Origin of the sequence: Billgrantia antri (assembly GCF_019430905.1) — a bacterium.
Taxonomy (GTDB): Bacteria; Pseudomonadota; Gammaproteobacteria; order Pseudomonadales; family Halomonadaceae; genus Halomonas; species Halomonas antri.
On record NZ_JAHYCA010000003.1, the window covers coordinates 1 to 17156 of the forward strand.

Here is a 17156-nt window from a genome sequence, read left to right on the forward strand (position 1 = left end):
TGTTCTCTGACCCACGTGGGTCAAAGAACAGTGTGGTGCGATGAGGCAAAAGACGTGCCTCGACGACGGCTTACCGGACAGCTACCGCGAAGCGGTTTAGTTCAACAGTGATTGGACTGCGCGTCCTGATATTGGATGAACACCCCTGCGCGTTCAATAAAATTATCTGTCGCGCTTCATTTCTTACAACTCATTGATTTTTCATTCACTTAAGCATAGCTCGGCCACCTATGCTGAATTCGCGAGCACGCGCGTTCTGCCGTAATCAATATACTGTATGCACATATTCTTATACAAAGAAGCCAAGTATAAAGACACACACCTGCCTTGAAACTCATCGATAAGGTAAAGGTGACCATGCGCCTAAAGCTCGACTGCGCTGGCCCATGAAGATCTATGGTGCGGAGGCATGTGCTGGCAAAGGCTTTGCCGGAATGCATCGCCCGTTGGGCTGAGCCGTGATTTTCAGGGACGCTACCGCCCTGCTGGCAGAATGGATGACGATTCCCATCATCCCTAATGCGGCATCCCTGAGTACGTCTTGATCAGTTAACCATCTGCTGTGGCTTTATTACCTACCGTAACCAAGCGAAACGTTGAGGGCAACGCCTCCTTCAGTACCTACGTCACCTCCCTTCACCCTCGAAACCTTTCCCACCTGCCTCTACGACCTTGGTCGCAACCCACCTGTCCAATCGGTCAAATAACGTCTAGGCTGTAGCCGTGCACAGCCTGACCAAACGGTCAGGCATGTCGCAGGACACCCCATAACCCTTATTCGACGACGCCATCCAACAACAACGGACACAAGCTATGGAACCGACCTCCTCTACCCTGGCCGACAAGGCTGATGGCCAGTCCCTCGGGCGGGCCACAGGCAAGGCCCACTGGCTGGACACCTACTTCGGCGTGAGCCGTCGCGGCTCGAGCCTCAAGACCGAGATCCTGGCGGGCATCGCCACCTTCCTGGCTTCGATGTACATCATCGTGGTCAACCCGGCGATCCTTTCCGACGCCGGCATCCCCTTCTCCGCCGCCCTCTCCGCCACCGTGCTGATCAGCTTCATGAGCAGCCTGGCGATGGGGCTGTATGCGCGCAATCCGATCCTGGTGGCGCCGGGCATGGGCATGAACGCGCTGTTCACCTATACCCTGGTGCTGGGCGCCGGCCTGTCGTGGGAGGTAGCGCTGGGCTGCGTGTTCTGGTCCGGCGTGCTGTTCGCCACCCTGGCCATGTTCAACGTGCGCGAGGCGATCATCGATGCGATTCCGCCCTCGCTGCGTTACGCCATCACCTGCGGCATCGGCCTGTTCATCACCTTCATCGGCTTCAAGAACGCCGGCTTCATCGTCGGCAGCGATGCCACCCTGGTCACGCTGGGCAATATGGACGCCTCGTTGATCACCTTCTTCATCGGCATGATGGCCACCGCCATCATGGTGATCATGCGGTTCAATGGCGCCCTGATCCTGGGTATCGCCCTGACCACCCTGCTGGCCACCCCCATGGGAAGGATGTGGGGCGGCGACGTTGTGGTGGAGTGGAACGGCCTGGCCGCCTGGCCGGACTTCAGCGCCGTGATGAAGGTGGATATCTGGGGGGCGCTGAAGGTCGCCTACCTGCCGTTCATCTTCGTGATGCTGTTCACCAACTTCTTCGACGCGCTCTCCTGCTTCATGGCGCTGTCCGAGTCGGCTGACCTCAAGGACAAGAACGGCAACCCGCGCAACCTCAAGCGCTCGATGACCGTGGATGCCTTCGCTTCGATGATCGCCGCCCCGCTGGGCACCAGTGCGGCGCAGACCTTCATCGAGTCCGGCGCCGGCGTGGCCCAGGGTGGCCGTACCGGGCTGGTGGCGGTGACCATCGCCCTGCTGTTCCTGCCCTTCCTGTTCCTCTCGCCGCTGCTGTCGCTGGTGCCCGGCATCGCCACGGCGCCGGCACTGGTGCTGGTCGGGCTGTTCATGCTGGCACCGATCAGCAAGATCGACTGGTCGCGGTTCGAGCAGGCGTTCCCCGCCTTTCTGGCGATCATCCTGATGCCGCTGACCTACTCGATCACGCTGGGTATCGCCTTCGGCTTCCTGAGCTTCGTGCTGATCAAGCTCGCTACCGGCAAGCTCTACGACATCAAGCCGGCCATGTGGGTCTCGGCCGCACTGAGCGTGGTGATGCTGGTAACAACGCATTGAGAGGGAGCGGGCCGGCGAAAGCCGGCCCCATTACCAACCTTTTTCAGACTGCTATCGAGGATCACACTCAGGAACCTGAAGACAAGCGTTTGTTCGTCCGTAAGAGCGGGAACGAATTAAAGTTTGACCCACCTCAATAAGCACTCCATTCCGACTATTTCACTTGGTTGATACGGCTCAAGACGCATCCGTAACCTGATGTTGCATAACAGGCTAAAACCGTCTCTAGCTTGCAACCAAGGGGATTCGTCATGACACATCACGCTCTCGTCCGACCGACCCGTCTCGCCGCTGCAGTGTCGCTGAGCGCCGCTCTGGCGGCTACCGGTGCCACCGCCGACGACGGCCTCGGCAACTATCGCGACCGCTTCGAGCCGCTGCCCCACCTGCCGCCGATCCCGGCGGAAAACTCGCTCACCAAGGAGAAGGTCGAACTCGGCAACATGCTGTTCTTCGAGCCGCGGATATCCTCCAGTGGGGTGATCAGCTGCGCCACCTGTCACAACCCGGCGCTGGGCTGGAGCGACCGCATACCGCGCGCCACCGGCCACGACGGCCAGATCGGCGAGCGCAATACACCCACCGTACTCAATTCCGGTTTCCTCGGCGCGCAGTTCTGGGACGGTCGTGAGCCCGATCTCGAAGGCCAGTCGCTGGGCCCGATCCAGGCCAGCATCGAGATGGCCATGGCCCTCGACATGGCCATCGAGCGCCTCGACGGCTTCCCGCTCTATCAGGAAAAATTCGCCGCCGCCTTCCCCGGTGACGAGAACCCGATCAACAAGGATAACCTGGCGATGGCGATCGCCAGCTTCGAGCGCACGCTGAACACGCCAAACTCACCGTTTGATCGCTACCTGCGGGGCGACATGGACGCGCTTAGCCAGCAGCAGAAGGACGGCATGGTGGCCTTCGTCGACAACGGCTGCATCGCCTGTCACAGCGGCCCGGCCTTCACCGACAGCAACTTCTACGCCATCCAGGTACCCGGCTCCACCGATGTAGGGCGCTTCGATGTCACCGGTGACGAAGCCGACATGCACAAGTTCCGCACGCCCACGCTGCGCAACGTCGGCGTGACCTATCCGTACATGAACAACGGCGCCACCGAGACCCTCGAGGAAGCCGTGGCGATCATGGGCAAGGAGATGCTCAATCGTGAATTCGACGATGCCACCATCGCCGACATCACCGCTTTCCTGCATAGCCTGACCGGTGAGATGCCCGACTTCGAGGTGCCGGCGCTGCCCTGAGTCGGTAGCGACACGCCCTGAATCGCCGTTCTGAGGCAGAAAGCAAGGGGAATGCGCCCCTGGCAACCGCCGGGGGCGCTGTCGTTCAGGCGCTCTCGGCGAGTTGCCGATGCAGTTCGAGACGGCGTGCGTCGCTCATGAAGGCGTCTTCGATGGCGGTACCGGCGAGCTGGATGAAGGTCTCCTTCGACCAGCCGAAGGCATCGTGGCAGGCGACGAAGTTGTCCAGCATGCCGCCGCCGAAATAGGCCGGGTCGTCCGAATTGATGGTCAACCTAAGCCCGGCGTCGAGCAACTGGGGCAAGGGATGATCCTCGATACGCTCCACCACTTTCAGACGTACGTTGGAAAGCGGGCAGACGGTGAGCACGATGGCCTCGTCTCTCAGCCGCGCGACCAGGTCGGGATCCTCCAGGCAGCGCACGCCGTGGTCGACACGGCATACGTCGAGCAGATCTAGGGCCTCGCGAATGTAGTCGGGCGGTCCCTCCTCGCCGGCATGCGCGACCCGGGGGATTCCCAGCATCTTGGCGCGCTGGAAGACCTCGGTGAACTTGGAGGGCGGGTGGCCGCGCTCGGCGCTGTCGAGCCCCACGGCATCGAGCATTTCCCAATAGGGAGCGGCACTCTCGAGTACCTTCATCGCCTCGTCGGCAGGCCGGTCGCGCAGGAAAGCCATGATCAGCGCCGTGGACATGCCCAGCTCACGCTCGGCTTCGCGCCGCGCCAGGCTGAGCCCCTCCATGACGACGTCGAGTTCGATGCCTCGGGCCAGGTGGGCCTGGGGGTCGAAGTGCATCTCCACGTGCACCACGCCTTCGGCATGGGCACGCCGAAAATAGTCCATGGCCAGGTCGTGGAAATCCTCGGCGCGCTTGAGCACGCTCATGCCGCGATAATAGAGCTCGAGGAAGGATGGGAGGTCCTGGAAGTCATAGGCGGCACGCACCTCCTCGACAGAGGCGAAGGGCAACTCGACCCCGTTGCGCCTGGCCAGAGCGAACATCAGCTCCGGCTCCAGCGAGCCCTCGATGTGCAGGTGGAGTTCGACCTTCGGCAGTCGCTTCAGGAAGTCGCGCATGGTGCACCTCTTTGCCTTTATCCCTTTATCCTGATGGATACTCGGATTTTGCGCAAACGGTCAATTCTCCTTGCTCGAGACGCCGCTCGCGGGTGATGCCCGGCGGCTCGAAACCGCCGCCGTCGAGCTGATGCACCAGGTAGAGCACGCTGCGCCCTTGAAGCCATTGGTCGAGCCGTGGCGAGAGGCGTGCCACAGTATCGGCATCCAGGCCGGCGAAGGGCTCGTCCAGGATGACCAGCCCCGGGTCGCGCAGCATCAGCCGCGCCAGGGCCAGGCGCCGTGCCTGGCCGCCTGACAGGGCGCGCCCTCCTTCGCCCACCCGGGTGGCCAGCCCATGCGGCAGGCTTTCCGCCCACTGCGCCAGATCGACCGCGGCCAGGGCCTGCCAGAGCCGGGATTCGCTGGCCTCCGGCGCCGCCAGCCGCAAGTTCGTCGCCAGGCTGCCCTGGAACAGATCGATGCGCTGGCCGAGAATCGCGACGCGCTCACGCAGCGAACGTTCGTCGACCTGCTCGAGCGGCACGTCCGCGAGAATGATCACCCCCTGGCTGGGAGGAAGCCGTCGGGTCAGCAATGCCGCCACGCTGCTCTTGCCCGCACCGGAAGCCCCGCTGAGCGCCAGTCTCTCGCCCGGCATCAGCTCAAACGCGATGTTCCGCAGCGCCGGCGCAAGCGCGCCGGGATAATGCAGGCTGACAGCCTCGAGCCGCAGGGACAGTGCACCGGCGGGCAGCTCGACGTTACCGCCCTCGGGCACGCTTTCGCTCGCCCGCTCCACCGCATTGAGCCGCTCGGCCGCGCCACGGGTCGCACCTAGCTGGGTAAAGGCTGCCGGGAGCAGCGCCAGCGCTTCGCCGATGGCGAACACCGCCAGCGGCAGCATGACCAGAATGGGGCCGCCGATCGCCTCCTGTTGCCAGGCCGCCGCCGCCAGCCACAGCGTCGCGACCATGCCCAGCCCGACCATCAGGTTCACCAGCGCGGTGCCGAAAGCGGCCAACCGGCCGGTGCGCCGCTGGTCGCGCCGCAGTGCGTCCTCACGCTGACGAAAACCGCGCCGGTGCCAGGCCCGGCTGCCGTAGGCCTCGAGTTCCGCCAAGCCGGTCAGGTACTCGATGGCCTGGCTGCGCAGGCGCTGGAGGTGACCGACCTGGCGTCGGCTCGCGGCCATGCCGAGCCGCGCCTGGCCGGCCGTCAGCCAGACCCAGGTGGGTAGCAACAGCGCCGCGACCGCGAGACCCGCCGCCGGTACCCATAGCGCAAGGAAGGCAGCGACCAGCACGACCGCCACCAGCGCCACCGCCGGCGGGGCCAGCAGGCGCAGATAGAGGCTGTCGAGGGTATCAATGTCGGCGGTCAATCGGTTGAGCCAGTCGCTGGAGCGCTGCCGGGCCAGGCTGCGGTCATCGAGCCTGGCCATGGCGCCGAACAGGCGACCGCGCAGGTCGGCCAGCAGGCGCAGCACGGTGTCGTGGTTGTAGAGCCGCTCCAGGTAGCGTGCCACGGTACGACTGACGGCGAAGAAGCGTATCCCGCCGCCGGGCACGTAGACGTCAAGGCTTGCCGCGAGGCCCATCGCCAGGGCTATGCCAGTGAGTGCACTGGCGGCAATGAACCAGCCCGACAGCGCCAGCAGGCCCACCGCCGAGAACACCGTCACCACCAGCAGCAACACGCCGATGGCGAGCCGCCGCGGGCGCCGCGCAAGCAGTCGCAGCCAAGGGGAAAGGGTGGCTTTCAGCGACTCACTCATGGAGAGGAACTCCCGTTGCCTGGGCCTTGATAGCGCCTGCATCGAGTTCGAGCCGCCGGCTCGCCATGGCCATCAGGGCGGGATGGTGGGTGGCGATGACCAGCGACCTGCCCTCCTCGACCAGCCTGGTCAGCGATTCGATGACCCGCGCTTCGCTCGCCTCGTCCAGGCTCGCGGTCGGTTCGTCGAGCAGCACCAGGCTGGCGTCCGAGAGAAATATGCGAGCCAGTGCCAGACGCTGCGCCTGGCCTCCCGACAGGCCCGAGCCCCGCTCCCCCAGCGGCGTTTCGAGCCCGTGCGGTAGCGAGGCCACCAGCTCGGCCAACCCGGCACGTTCGAGTGCCCGCTGCAGGTCGGCTTCGCTCGCCTCGGGCGCGGCCAGGCGAAGGTTCTCGGCCAGGCTGCCATGGATCAGCACCGGGCGCTGATCCATCCAGGCGAACGTCAGCCCAGCCTGCGTGCGCCGCGCCCCCTCGTCGGGCGCCACGAAGCCCGCCAGCAATTGCAGCAAGGCCGACTTGCCCGCCCCTGAGGGCCCGGTGACGACGAGCGTCTCGCCGGCTGCCACCTCGACGCTTAGCGGCCCCAGCACTCGACCGCGCCCCGGGTGCGACAGGGTCACGCCTTCCAGGCTCACCAGCCGCTCGTCAGCCGACGGCAACGCTGCACTGCCCTCGACCCGGCGCACCGGTTCGGCAAGCAGCGCCAGCATGCCATCGGCGGCCCCCAGGGCCGCTGCTCGGTCATGATAGTGCTGGGCCAGGGTTCTCAGCGGCTGGAAGAATTCCGGCGCCAGCAGCAGGATCAGCAGGCCGCTGAACAGCGTCAGCTCATCGGCGGGACCGAACTCGATGTAGCCCAGCAGGCCGAAGCCGACATAGATCGCGACCACGGCAATCGCCACCGAGGCGAAGAATTCGAGTACCGCCGAGGAGAGAAAGGCCACCCGCAGCGTGCGCATGCTCAGGCGCCGATAGCGATCCGCGGCCTCATGCACTTCCTCGCCGGCTTCACGGGTCTGGTGGAACAGCTGCAGCGTGGCGATGCCTCGCACCCGATCGAGAAAGTGCCCCGAGAGTCGGCTGACGGCGGCAAACTGCTCGCGGTTGAGCCGCTCCGCACCCATGCCGACCAGCGCCATGAACAGAGGAATCAAGGGCGCGGAGAGCAACAGGAAGAGCGCCGCCAGCCAGTCGAGCCACACGACGACCAGGAGAATCAGCAGCGGGACGATCACGCTGAGGCGCAGTTGCGGCAGGAAACGGGCAAAGTAGCCGTCCAGCGCCTCGACCTGCTCCACCAGCTGGTTGGCGAGCGCGCCGCTATGCCTCGCGCCGGCCCGTACCGGCCCCATGGCGGCCAGGTGTTCCAGCAGCTCGCCGCGAATCGCATCGCGGATACGCAGGCTCGCCTCCTGACCGGCCACTTCCTGGCCCCACTGACACAATGCCCTTACGACCAGCACGGCGATCAAGCTGAGAAATGCCCAGGTCAGTGCCGCCAGGGAATCGCCGACGACCAGCAGACGGCTGACGATCCAGGCCAGCAGCGCCATCTGGATGATCGTCAGTACGCCGACGGCGACCCCGGCCATCGCCGCCAGGCCCAGCCAGCGGCGCTGGCCGACGGCATGGGCCGCCAGCCACTGCCGCGGCGAGGAGGCCGATCGGGCGTCGCGCATCATCGGCTCAGTGGTAGCCTTCGCCGACACGCACCTTGCCGCGGAACACCCAGTAGGACCAGAAGGTATAGAACAGCACGAAAGGCAGCACGAAGAGCACGCCGATCAGCAGGAAGAGCTGGGATTCCGGCGCCGAGGCCGCGTCCCAGATGGTGTAGTTGGGCGGCACGATCCAGGGCCACTTGCTGACCACCAGGCCCAGGTAGGTGAACAGGAAAATCCCCAGCGTGGCGATGAACGGCAGCACCTCGTGACCGCGGCGCGAGGCCCAGTACACCGTGAACATGCTCAACAGTGTCAGCGCCGGCAGCACCCAGATCACGTGAATGTGGCCGAACCAACGCTCCCAGACCATGACATTCACCAGCGGCGTCCAGATGCTGATGATGCCAAAGATCACCAGTACGGCCAGTAGCAGCGGCGTGGTCAGCCGGTAGGCCCACTGCTGGATATAACCCTCGGACTTGAGGATCAGCCAGGTGGTGCCGAGCAACGCATAGCCGATCATGATGCCGACACCGGTCAGCAGCGTAAACGGCGTGAGCCAGTCGAACGGCCCACCGACGTAGACCCTGTTCTCGGTGGCGAAGCCCTGGATGTAGGTACCCACCACGGCGCCCTGGGCGAAGGCCGCCACCGCGGAGCCGCCGCTGAAGGCGAGATTCCACAGCCGGCGGCCGCGACGGCCGCGGGTCGACTTGAAGCGCAGCTCGAAGGCCACGCCGCGAAACACCAGGCCCGCCAGCATCAGGAACACGCCGATGTACAGCGCCGGCAGGAACACCGAATAGACCAACGGAAACGCCGCCAGCAGCCCAGCGCCCCCCAGCACCAGCCAGGTTTCGTTGCCGTCCCACACCGGTGCCACGGAGTTCATCATGACGTCGCGGGCGTCCTCGTCCGGGGCGAACGGAAAGAGGATGCCGAGCCCCAGATCGAAGCCGTCCATCAGCACGTACATCATGATGCCGAAGCCGATGATCAGCGCCCAGATCAGCGATAGGTCGAACATTTCCATCATCAGGCCCCCTTCTCGGTCGGATCGGCGTCGAACGGCGTGTGGGTCGCCGACCAGGGACGCTTGGGCGTCTCGAAGTCGTCGATCACCTGGTCGTCTTCCTTATCCTGCATGCCGTAGCGAATGACCCGCGTCAGGTAATAGGTACCGGCATAGAAGATCACCCCATAGACCGCCATGTAGCCGATCAAGGTGAACAGCGCCATGCCGCCGGTGAGCGATGGGGTCACCCCCTCGGCGTGGGTCATCATGCCGTAGACCAGCCACGGCGCCCGCCCCGACTCGGTGGTGATCCAGCCGGCAAGCACGGCGACGAAGGGAGTCACCGACATCAACCGCAGCGTCTGGAGATAGGGACGCGAATGGTAGACCCTGCCACCGCGACGCAGGTAGAGGCCTGCCAGCGAGACGGCGATCATCAACAGGCCGAGACCGACCATGACGCGAAACGCCCAGAAGACTATCGCCACCGGTGGATGCTCCTCCGGCGGCACCTCGTTCAACCCCGGCACCACGCCGTTCGGATCATGCGTCAGGATCAAGCTTGCCGCGTAGGGAATACCGATTTCGAAGCGATTCTCCTGCGCTTCCTGGTCCGGCACGGCGAACACCAGGAAGGGTACCGCGCTGCGAGTCTCCCAATGCCCCTCCATGGCGGAAAGCTTGACCGGCTGGTGCTCGAGGGTGTTCAGCCCATGGAAGTCGCCGACCAGCGCCTGGGTCGGCGTCAACACCAGCAGCAGCCACAGGCACATCGACAGGGCCTTGCGGTTGGCCTCGACATCGCGACCGATCAGCAGGTACCAGGCGCTCACCCCGGCCACCACGAAACCGCCGGTAATGAACGAGGCCAGCGCCATGTGGGCCAGGCGGAACGGGAACGAGGGATTGAAGATCGCCTCGGTCCAGGAGGTGATGCGGAAGACGCCATCGGTGAAATCGACGCCGGCTGGAGTGTGCATCCAGCTGTTGGCCGCCAGGATCCAGAACGTGGAGATGAAGGTGCCCAATGCCACCATGATGGCGGCGAACAGATGGACGCCTTGGGGAACCCGACCGCGCCCGAACAGCAGCACGCCGAGGAATGCGGCCTCCAGGAAGAAGGCGGTGACCACTTCATAGCTCAGCAGCGGCCCGATGAAGTTGGCGCTCGCCTGGGAGAAGTTGCTCCAGTTGGTGCCGAACTGGAAGGACATCACGATGCCCGACACCACCCCCATGCCGAAGGCCACCGCGAAGACCCGGGTCCACAGCTGTGCCAGGCGGTCCCAGGCGGGATTGCGCGTCTTGTAGAAGAGACCGTGAAGCACGGCGAGATAGGACGCCAGACCGATGGTGAAGACCGGAAAGATGGCGTGAAAGGAAACCACGAAGGCGAACTGCAATCGCGAGAGCAATACCGGATCAAGCTCCATGACGTACCTCTTGGCTGCGAAAGAGTCAACGTCTCAAGGGATGCGAAAGCACACGGGGTGCTGTTGTTGTGCTTCCGACCACGTCCTTCCTGGACATGTCGTGACGCATTCCACCTCGACACTCGGCTGGGTGTACCAAGAGCCTAGAACAGTGAGACATGCAGGGTTGCGAAACTTACAAAACCCTACATGCCTTGACACTGTCCTGGATCAATACTCGTCACCGCATTGTGTGCTTGCACTCAAGCCTACTAGAGCGCAGGCGCCGGGTCGCGGGTTACCGATGTGTCGGGATGTCGCAGCAGCGTCGTGCGGTCCCGCTAGAGTGCACCGGCACTACGCAGGACCAGATGCACCATGAAAACGGTATAACCGATGAACAGCGCCAGCAGCGTCGCGCCCTCGAGGCGATTGATGCGCCCGGGGCGCCCTTTCCAGCCGATCGCAAAGACGGTCATCAACAGCGTCATCACGGTCATCAACATCCAGTCGCGCAGCAGCACCTCGCTGCCCGCCTCAATCGGATGAATCACCGCGGCCAGGCCCACCACGCCCAGGGTGTTGAACAGGTTGGAGCCGACCACGTTGCCCACCACCAGGTCGTGCTCGCCCTTGCGCAGGGCGCTGAAGGAGGACGCCAGTTCCGGCAGTGAGGTGCCGACGGCGACGATGGTCAAGCCGATGATCAGGTCGCTGACGCCGAAGCCGACGGCGATCTCCACGGCTCCCCACACCAGCACACGCGAACTCAGCACCAGCAATGCCAGGCCGACGACGGTCCAGATCACGCCGCGGCGCAGCGACATGGGATGCGCCTGCAGGCTTTCCTCGGTCTCGTCTGCCAGGGGGTCGGACCCACTGCGACGGGCCTGCCAGATGCTGTAGCCGATCATGGCGGCCAGCAGCACGAGCAGCAGGGTGCCTTCGAGACGGCTGATCATCCCGCCCCACATCAGCAGCGCCGACAAGAACGTAACCGCTACCAGAATCGGCAGTTCACGGCGTACCACGCTGGAGTGCACCGCCAGCGGCGAGACGACCGCCACCAGCCCCAGGATCAAGCCAATGTTGGCGATGTTGGAGCCGTAGCCGTTGCCCAGCGCCAGCCCAGGATTGCCTTGCCCCGCCGCCAGCGAAGACACCATCAGCTCGGGCGCCGAGGTGCCGAAGCCAATCACCAGCATGCCGACCAGCAATGGCGACACACCCAGACGTCGCGATGTCGCCGCCGCTCCGTCGACGAAGCGTTCGGCACTCCAGACCAGCAGTACGAGACCAGCCAGCACGGCCAACAGGGGAAGTAACAATGTCGTCTCCTCAAGGAACATTCAGGGGCGAATGTTTGTATATGGTACGCGGGGCGTCAACATGCCACACTTTGATGCAGCCGACACGGCTTTCCGATGACAGGATGCGAGCAGCCTCGCTCCACCAGTATTCGAGTCGACTCGTCAGTGCCTTATCGTCTTCAGCCTCCATCACTCGTCCCCAGCGCCCCCTTGGTCGATCAGGCCCCACCGGAGGCCCGCAGCTCACGCCGCCGGCTGCGTGCCTGCCACGAGTGCGACTGGCTCGTGGCCCTGCCGCCGCTAAGCCCCGGCCAGCGGGCGAACTGCCCTCGCTGCGGGCACACCTTGGCGACTCGCCACCGTCAACCCGCCCAGCGCAGCATGGCGCTGGCCATGGCGGCCATGGTCGCGCTACTGCTGGCGATCTCCTTTCCGTTCGTGAGCTTCAGTACCAGCGGCGTCGGCAACCGTATCGAACTGACCCATACGGCCACCACGCTGATCGGCTTCGATCAACCCCTGGTGGCGATTGCGGTCATCATGACGATCGCCGTGCTGCCAGGCCTCTATCTGCTCGGCGTCATGTGGCTGCAACTGGGCCTGCTCCAGGACCAGCCTCTGCCGGCCAGTCGGCACATCGCCCGCAGCCTGGCGCATCTCAACCCGTGGATGATGGCCGACGTTTTCATCGTTGGCGCTCTGGTCAGCCTGATCAAGGTGTCGGACCTGGCGCAGATCGAACTCGGCCTCTCGTTCTGGGCCTACTGCGTCTTCGCCCTGCTGCTGCTGTTCACCACCCAGTCCATCGATTCGGACTGGATGTGGTTCTCGCTGGCCGGCGAGCCGCTCGCGCCCGAGGGCACCCGCACCGGCACCACCGCCGCCCCCCAGGGCCTGGCCGGCTGCCCCACCTGCGGGCTGGTCAATCGCCTGGAGGCAAGCGGTCGCGGACACTGCCTGCGCTGCGGGGAGCGGCTGCACGCCCGCCTGCCGCACAGCCTGCAGCGTACCTGGGCACTGCTGGCCGCTGCCGCATTGATGTACATCCCGGCCAACGTCTACCCCATCATGACCACCACCAGCCTCGGCCACAGCGACCCTTCCACCATCATCGGCGGCGTGGTTGAGCTAATACAGATGGGCTCGTGGCCGGTGGCTGTGGTCATCTTCATGGCCAGCGTCATCGTACCGGTGGGCAAGCTGGTGGCGCTGGCCTGGCTCTGCCTGGTGGTGAAGCGCAGCAATGAGCTCAACGCCGCCCATCGCACCTGGCTCTACCGATTGACCGAGTTCATCGGCCGCTGGTCGATGGTCGACGTCTTCGTGGTCGCCATACTCGTGGCGCTGATTCGCGCCGGCACGCTGATGTCGATCACCCCCGGCCCCGCCGCCCTGGCCTTCGCCGCTGTGGTGGTGCTGACCATGCTGGCCGCCATGACCTTCGACCCCCGCCTGATCTGGGACACGCCCCTGCCGCGTGACCGCCATGCAACGCAAGGAACCACTGGATGAGCGACACTCCGCGCGACAACGAGGCCAACAGCGACATGCACCGCGCGCGTACCACGCCGCAGCTACGCCTCTCGCCGATCTGGATCGTGCCCATCGTGGCCATGCTGATCGGGCTGTGGCTGGTCTACGACAACTACCGCAGTCGCGGCCCGCAGATCACCCTGACCATGAGCAGCGCGGAAGGCATCGAGGCCGGCAGTACCCTGATCAAGACCCGCAACGTCGAGGTCGGCCGGGTCGAGCGCGTACAGCTCTCCGAAGATATGTCCCACGCCGTGATCACCGCGCGGATGTCGCCCGACACCGACGCTCTGCTGACGGAAGGCAGCCGCTTCTGGGTGGTCAAGCCGCGCATCGGGCGCGAGGGGATCAGCGGGTTGGGCACGGTGCTCTCCGGTGCCTACATTCAGCTAGAGCCGGGCAGCGGCGAGCCCGGCGAGCGTGAGTTCGAGGTCAGCGATCAACCTCCCATCGCCCCCGCCGACGCCGCCGGGATACGCGTCACCCTCATCAGCCAGCTCGGCAACTCCCTGCGCACGGGGGATCCGGTCACCTACCAGGGCTATACCGTGGGGCGTGTCGAGGAGGTCGACTTCGATCCCGAAGCCCGGCGCATGAATCAGCGCATCTTCATCGAGAGTCCCTACGACCGACTGGTTACCGACGGCACTCGTTTCTGGTCGGCCAGCGGGGTCGACCTGCGCCTCGATGCCGATGGCATTCGCGTCAACGTGGAATCGATCGAGGCGCTACTGGGAGGAGGCGTCACCTTCGGCGTTCCCGACGACCTCCCCCGCGGCCGGGCGGTCGAGGATGGCGCCACCTTCAATCTCTACCCCGACGAGGAGAGTGCGCGCCAGGGTACCTTCAACCGTTACCTCGAGTACGTGCTGCTGGTGGAGGATAGCGTGCGCGGGCTCTCTCGCGGCGCCCCGGTGGAGTTTCGTGGCGTGCGCATCGGCACCGTGGCCAGCGTGCCCTGGCAGTTTACCGCGACCCAGCCGGAAAACCGCGGCAGCTTCGCCATCCCGGTGCTGATTCGCATCGAACCGCAGCGTCTGGGGATCGAGAACCAGCAGATCGACCTCGAGGAGTGGGACCAACGCTTCCACCGCCTCTTCGGTCGCGGTCTGCGCGCCTCGCTCAAGTCCGGCAATTTACTCACCGGATCGTTGTTCGTCGACATCAACTTCTATCGTGAAGAGGCGGATAACTACGTCGCCGAAACGTTCAGCGAACGCACCGTGTTCCCCACCACCTCGACTGGCTTCGCTCAGATCGAGTCCCAGGTCACCGCGCTGCTGGAAAAACTGAACGCGCTGGAGATCGAGCCGCTGCTGGCAGGTCTTGAGCGCAACCTGACGGCCTCCGAAGCCATGCTCGGCGAAGTCCGCGAACTCAGTGCCTCGGTGCAAGGGATGCTCGACGACCCGGGTACGCGCAACCTTCCGGCCAACCTCAACGCCTCGCTGGAAGCACTGCGCGAGACGCTGGCGGGGATTTCGCCGGATTCCAGCGCCTATCGCGAGCTGACCGGTGCCGCCGAGCGGCTGGAGCGAACCCTGCGAGACCTGCAGCCGGTGACGCGCACGCTCAACGAAAACCCGCGGGCCCTGCTGTTCGACAGTCTCGACGCCGAAGATCCGATACCCCGCGCCCCGCGCAGCAACTGATGAGGCTTGCCCGATGAAGCACTATGCTGTCCTTGTCGCATCGAAAGGAATCATGGCATGAGATGGATGATCTGGCTCGTCGTGACGGTGAGCATGCTGCTTACCGGCTGCGCTTCGCCCACTGAACCGCCCAATCGTTACATGCTGCCCGACAGCGGAGCCGCGCTGCCGAGCGCCGCCTCCGATCCCAGCCGCCTGCTGATCGTCCAGCCACCGCGCCTGGCGCACTATCTGGATACCGATGGCATCGTCTTGCAGCTCGACGACATCACGCTCAACACCGCGCGCCAGCACCTCTGGGTCGAGCCACTGGGACGCCAGCTGGAACGCGGTTTGCGCGACAGGCTCGCCACGCAACTCCCCGACACCCGGATCATGCACGACGAAGCCAGCCTAGGACGCAGCGAGGCCCTGCGCCTGCGGCTCGAGGTGGATCGCTTCCAGGGACACCACGACGGTTTCGCCATCGTCAGCGGCGAATGGCAACTGCTCGCGCCCGATGGTCGTCTGCTGGCCATGGAACGCTTTCATGAGCAGACAGCGCTGGAAGACGACGGCTACCCCGCCCTGGTACGCGCGCTGGGCAGCGGTTGGGACCAGGTGGCCACTGAGATCGCCTCGGGTATCCGGCAGGCGCGGTGAGCGCCCTCGTTGCTGCATGTTCAACCGTGCTGTGGCATAATGCGGGCTCGCGGCGATCCGTGGTCCCTCCTGCCGCGCCCCTGAACCGAATTTCTCACGTCTTGGCCCGGGACTGGTCATGTGCATGTCGCACACGGCGAGGCCAGGACGTACCTGCGGAGACCGCATGACCCTCTTTTCCGATCTCGGCCTGCGGGCCGAACTTCTGCGTGCCGTCGAGGCGCAGGGCTACACCACCCCGACCCCGATCCAGCGTCAGGCCATTCCCGCGGTGCTCAAGGGTGGCGACCTGCTCGCCAGCGCCCAGACCGGCACCGGCAAGACCGCTGGCTTCACCCTGCCGATGCTGCAACGCCTGGCCGGCGGCCCGCGTCCCGGCCAGCGCCAGGTTCGTGCGCTGGTGCTCACGCCCACTCGTGAACTCGCCGCCCAGGTCGGCGAGAGCGTGGCCGACTATGGCCGCCACCTGACCCTGAAGAGTCACGTCATCTTCGGCGGGGTTGGCCAGCAGCCCCAGGTGGACGCGATTCGTCCCGGCCTCGACGTGCTGGTCGCCACCCCCGGGCGACTGCTCGACCTGCACCAGCAGAAGCACGTTGACCTCTCCCGGGTGGAGATCCTGGTGCTCGACGAAGCCGACCGCATGCTCGACATGGGCTTCATCCACGACATCAAGAAAGTTCTGCGGGTGCTGCCCGAGAAACGTCAGAACCTGCTGTTCTCGGCGACCTTTTCCGACGAGATCCAGTCCTTGGCCGCCAAGCTGCTCGACAACCCCGAAAAGATCGAGGTGGCGCGCCGCAATACCACGGCGGAGACCGTCGATCAGGCGGTGTATCGGGTCGATCGCGACAAGAAGCGCGATCTTCTTGCTCACCTCATCACCCGCCACGCCTGGCATCAGGTGCTGGTCTTCACCCGCACCAAGCACGGCGCCAATCGCCTGGCCGAACAGCTCTCCAAGCAGGAGATCCCGGCCATGGCCATCCACGGCAACAAGAGCCAGTCGGCACGTACCAAGGCGCTGGCGGCCTTCAAGAGTGGCGATCTGCAGGTGCTGGTGGCCACCGACATCGCTGCGCGTGGGCTGGACATCAACGAACTGCCCCATGTGGTCAACTTCGAGCTGCCCAACGTCGCCGAGGACTACGTTCACCGCATCGGACGTACCGGCCGCGCCGGCAGCGAAGGCCAGGCGGTCTCGCTGGTCTGTGTCGACGAGCACGGGCTGCTGAAGGGGATCGAGCGACTGATCAAGCGCGACCTGGAAAAGCACATCGAGCCCGGCTTCGAACCGGACCCGAACGCCAAGCCCGAGCCGATCGAGAACGGACGCAACCGCCGCGGCGGCCGTTCGGGCCAGGGCGGCGCCAATCGCAGCCAGTCGAGCCAACGCAATGGCAATGGCGGCAATGGCAATGGCAATGGCAATGGCAATGGCAATGGCAATGCGGCCAATGGTGACGGCCAGGCACCGCGTCGTCGGCGCAGCCGCGGCGGTCAGCGTACGCGACGCGCCTGAACGGCGCCCGCACGGGCACGGCGGTTGGCGGCGAGCCTGGTATGGTATACGGTTCGTCGTATCCTTATCTTCATAGATTGGCGCAACGCAAACGACTGAATACGCAGCAAACACGACCAGA

12 protein-coding genes are annotated in these 17156 nt (G+C 64.9%); 6 read left to right on the forward strand and 6 right to left on the reverse strand.

Features of this window, described 5'->3' with window-relative positions; genetic code table 11:
• Window positions 1-813 precede the first annotated feature (813 nt).
• Window positions 814-2193, forward strand: a complete 1380-nt coding sequence (locus KPL81_RS08085) for an NCS2 family permease (RefSeq protein WP_219791395.1) — start codon at window positions 814-816, stop codon at window positions 2191-2193.
• Between the two features lie 251 nt (window positions 2194-2444).
• Complete coding sequence (locus KPL81_RS08090; RefSeq protein WP_219791396.1) at window positions 2445-3446, forward strand: cytochrome-c peroxidase; 1002 nt, start codon at window positions 2445-2447, stop codon at window positions 3444-3446.
• An 85-nt stretch (window positions 3447-3531) separates the two neighbouring features.
• On the opposite strand, the gene KPL81_RS08095 is transcribed toward KPL81_RS08090, so the two are convergent.
• The 6 genes from KPL81_RS08095 to KPL81_RS08120 all read right to left on the reverse strand — a co-directional run bounded on the left by KPL81_RS08095 (window position 3532) and on the right by KPL81_RS08120 (window position 11704).
• Window positions 3532-4527 (reverse strand): adenosine deaminase, encoded by a 996-nt coding sequence (locus KPL81_RS08095; RefSeq protein ID WP_219791397.1) that lies wholly within the window; start codon window positions 4525-4527, stop codon window positions 3532-3534.
• Between the two features lie 25 nt (window positions 4528-4552).
• On the reverse strand, window positions 4553-6283 hold the full coding sequence (gene cydC / locus KPL81_RS08100) for a thiol reductant ABC exporter subunit CydC (RefSeq protein WP_219791398.1): 1731 nt from the start codon (window positions 6281-6283) through the stop codon (window positions 4553-4555).
• Window positions 6276-7967: a thiol reductant ABC exporter subunit CydD gene (gene cydD, locus KPL81_RS08105; protein ID WP_219792160.1), complete on the reverse strand. Its 1692-nt coding sequence runs from the start codon at window positions 7965-7967 to the stop codon at window positions 6276-6278. The genes cydC and cydD overlap by 8 nt, the downstream gene beginning before the upstream one ends.
• Before the next feature lie 4 nt (window positions 7968-7971).
• Window positions 7972-8982, reverse strand: coding sequence for a cytochrome d ubiquinol oxidase subunit II (cydB, locus tag KPL81_RS08110; protein WP_219792162.1), 1011 nt, complete (start codon window positions 8980-8982; stop codon window positions 7972-7974).
• Between the two features lie 2 nt (window positions 8983-8984).
• On the reverse strand, window positions 8985-10397 hold the full coding sequence (locus tag KPL81_RS08115; protein WP_219791399.1) for a cytochrome ubiquinol oxidase subunit I: 1413 nt from the start codon (window positions 10395-10397) through the stop codon (window positions 8985-8987).
• 320 nt (window positions 10398-10717) lie between these two features.
• On the reverse strand, window positions 10718-11704 hold the full coding sequence (locus tag KPL81_RS08120) for a calcium/sodium antiporter (protein ID WP_219791400.1): 987 nt from the start codon (window positions 11702-11704) through the stop codon (window positions 10718-10720).
• Window positions 11705-11896: 192 nt separating this feature from the next.
• Here KPL81_RS08120 and KPL81_RS08125 point away from each other — a divergent pair, with 192 nt between their 5' ends.
• The 4 genes from KPL81_RS08125 (at window position 11897) to KPL81_RS08140 (ending at window position 17035) form a co-directional block, all read left to right on the forward strand.
• Entirely contained in the window at window positions 11897-13198 is a 1302-nt protein-coding gene (locus KPL81_RS08125) for a paraquat-inducible protein A (protein ID WP_240549141.1), read from the forward strand.
• Window positions 13195-14871, forward strand: coding sequence for an intermembrane transport protein PqiB (gene pqiB / locus KPL81_RS08130; RefSeq protein WP_219791402.1), 1677 nt, complete (start codon window positions 13195-13197; stop codon window positions 14869-14871). Before KPL81_RS08125 ends, pqiB begins: the two co-directional genes overlap by 4 nt.
• Window positions 14872-14928: 57 nt before the next feature.
• Window positions 14929-15513 carry a PqiC family protein gene (locus tag KPL81_RS08135; protein ID WP_219791403.1) on the forward strand — a complete coding sequence of 195 codons (585 nt, stop codon included), beginning with the start codon at window positions 14929-14931 and terminating at the stop codon, window positions 15511-15513.
• 166 nt (window positions 15514-15679) lie between these two features.
• Window positions 15680-17035, forward strand: a complete 1356-nt coding sequence (locus tag KPL81_RS08140; RefSeq protein WP_219791404.1) for a DEAD/DEAH box helicase — start codon at window positions 15680-15682, stop codon at window positions 17033-17035.
• Window positions 17036-17156 lie beyond the last annotated feature (121 nt).

Bases quoted from the DNA above. Each gene is read 5' to 3' on its own strand.
- KPL81_RS08085 (WP_219791395.1), top strand. From the start codon at position 814: ATGGAACCGACCTCCTCTACCCTGGCCGACAAGGCTGATGGCCAGTCC.
- KPL81_RS08090 (WP_219791396.1), top strand. From the start codon at position 2,445: ATGACACATCACGCTCTCGTCCGACCGACCCGTCTCGCCGCTGCAGTG.
- KPL81_RS08095 (WP_219791397.1), bottom strand. From the start codon at position 4,527: ATGCGCGACTTCCTGAAGCGACTGCCGAAGGTCGAACTCCACCTGCAC.
- cydC (WP_219791398.1), bottom strand. From the start codon at position 6,283: ATGAGTGAGTCGCTGAAAGCCACCCTTTCCCCTTGGCTGCGACTGCTT.
- cydD (WP_219792160.1), bottom strand. From the start codon at position 7,967: ATGATGCGCGACGCCCGATCGGCCTCCTCGCCGCGGCAGTGGCTGGCG.
- cydB (WP_219792162.1), bottom strand. From the start codon at position 8,982: ATGGAAATGTTCGACCTATCGCTGATCTGGGCGCTGATCATCGGCTTC.
- KPL81_RS08115 (WP_219791399.1), bottom strand. From the start codon at position 10,397: ATGGAGCTTGATCCGGTATTGCTCTCGCGATTGCAGTTCGCCTTCGTG.
- pqiB (WP_219791402.1), top strand. From the start codon at position 13,195: ATGAGCGACACTCCGCGCGACAACGAGGCCAACAGCGACATGCACCGC.
- KPL81_RS08135 (WP_219791403.1), top strand. From the start codon at position 14,929: ATGAGATGGATGATCTGGCTCGTCGTGACGGTGAGCATGCTGCTTACC.
- KPL81_RS08140 (WP_219791404.1), top strand. From the start codon at position 15,680: ATGACCCTCTTTTCCGATCTCGGCCTGCGGGCCGAACTTCTGCGTGCC.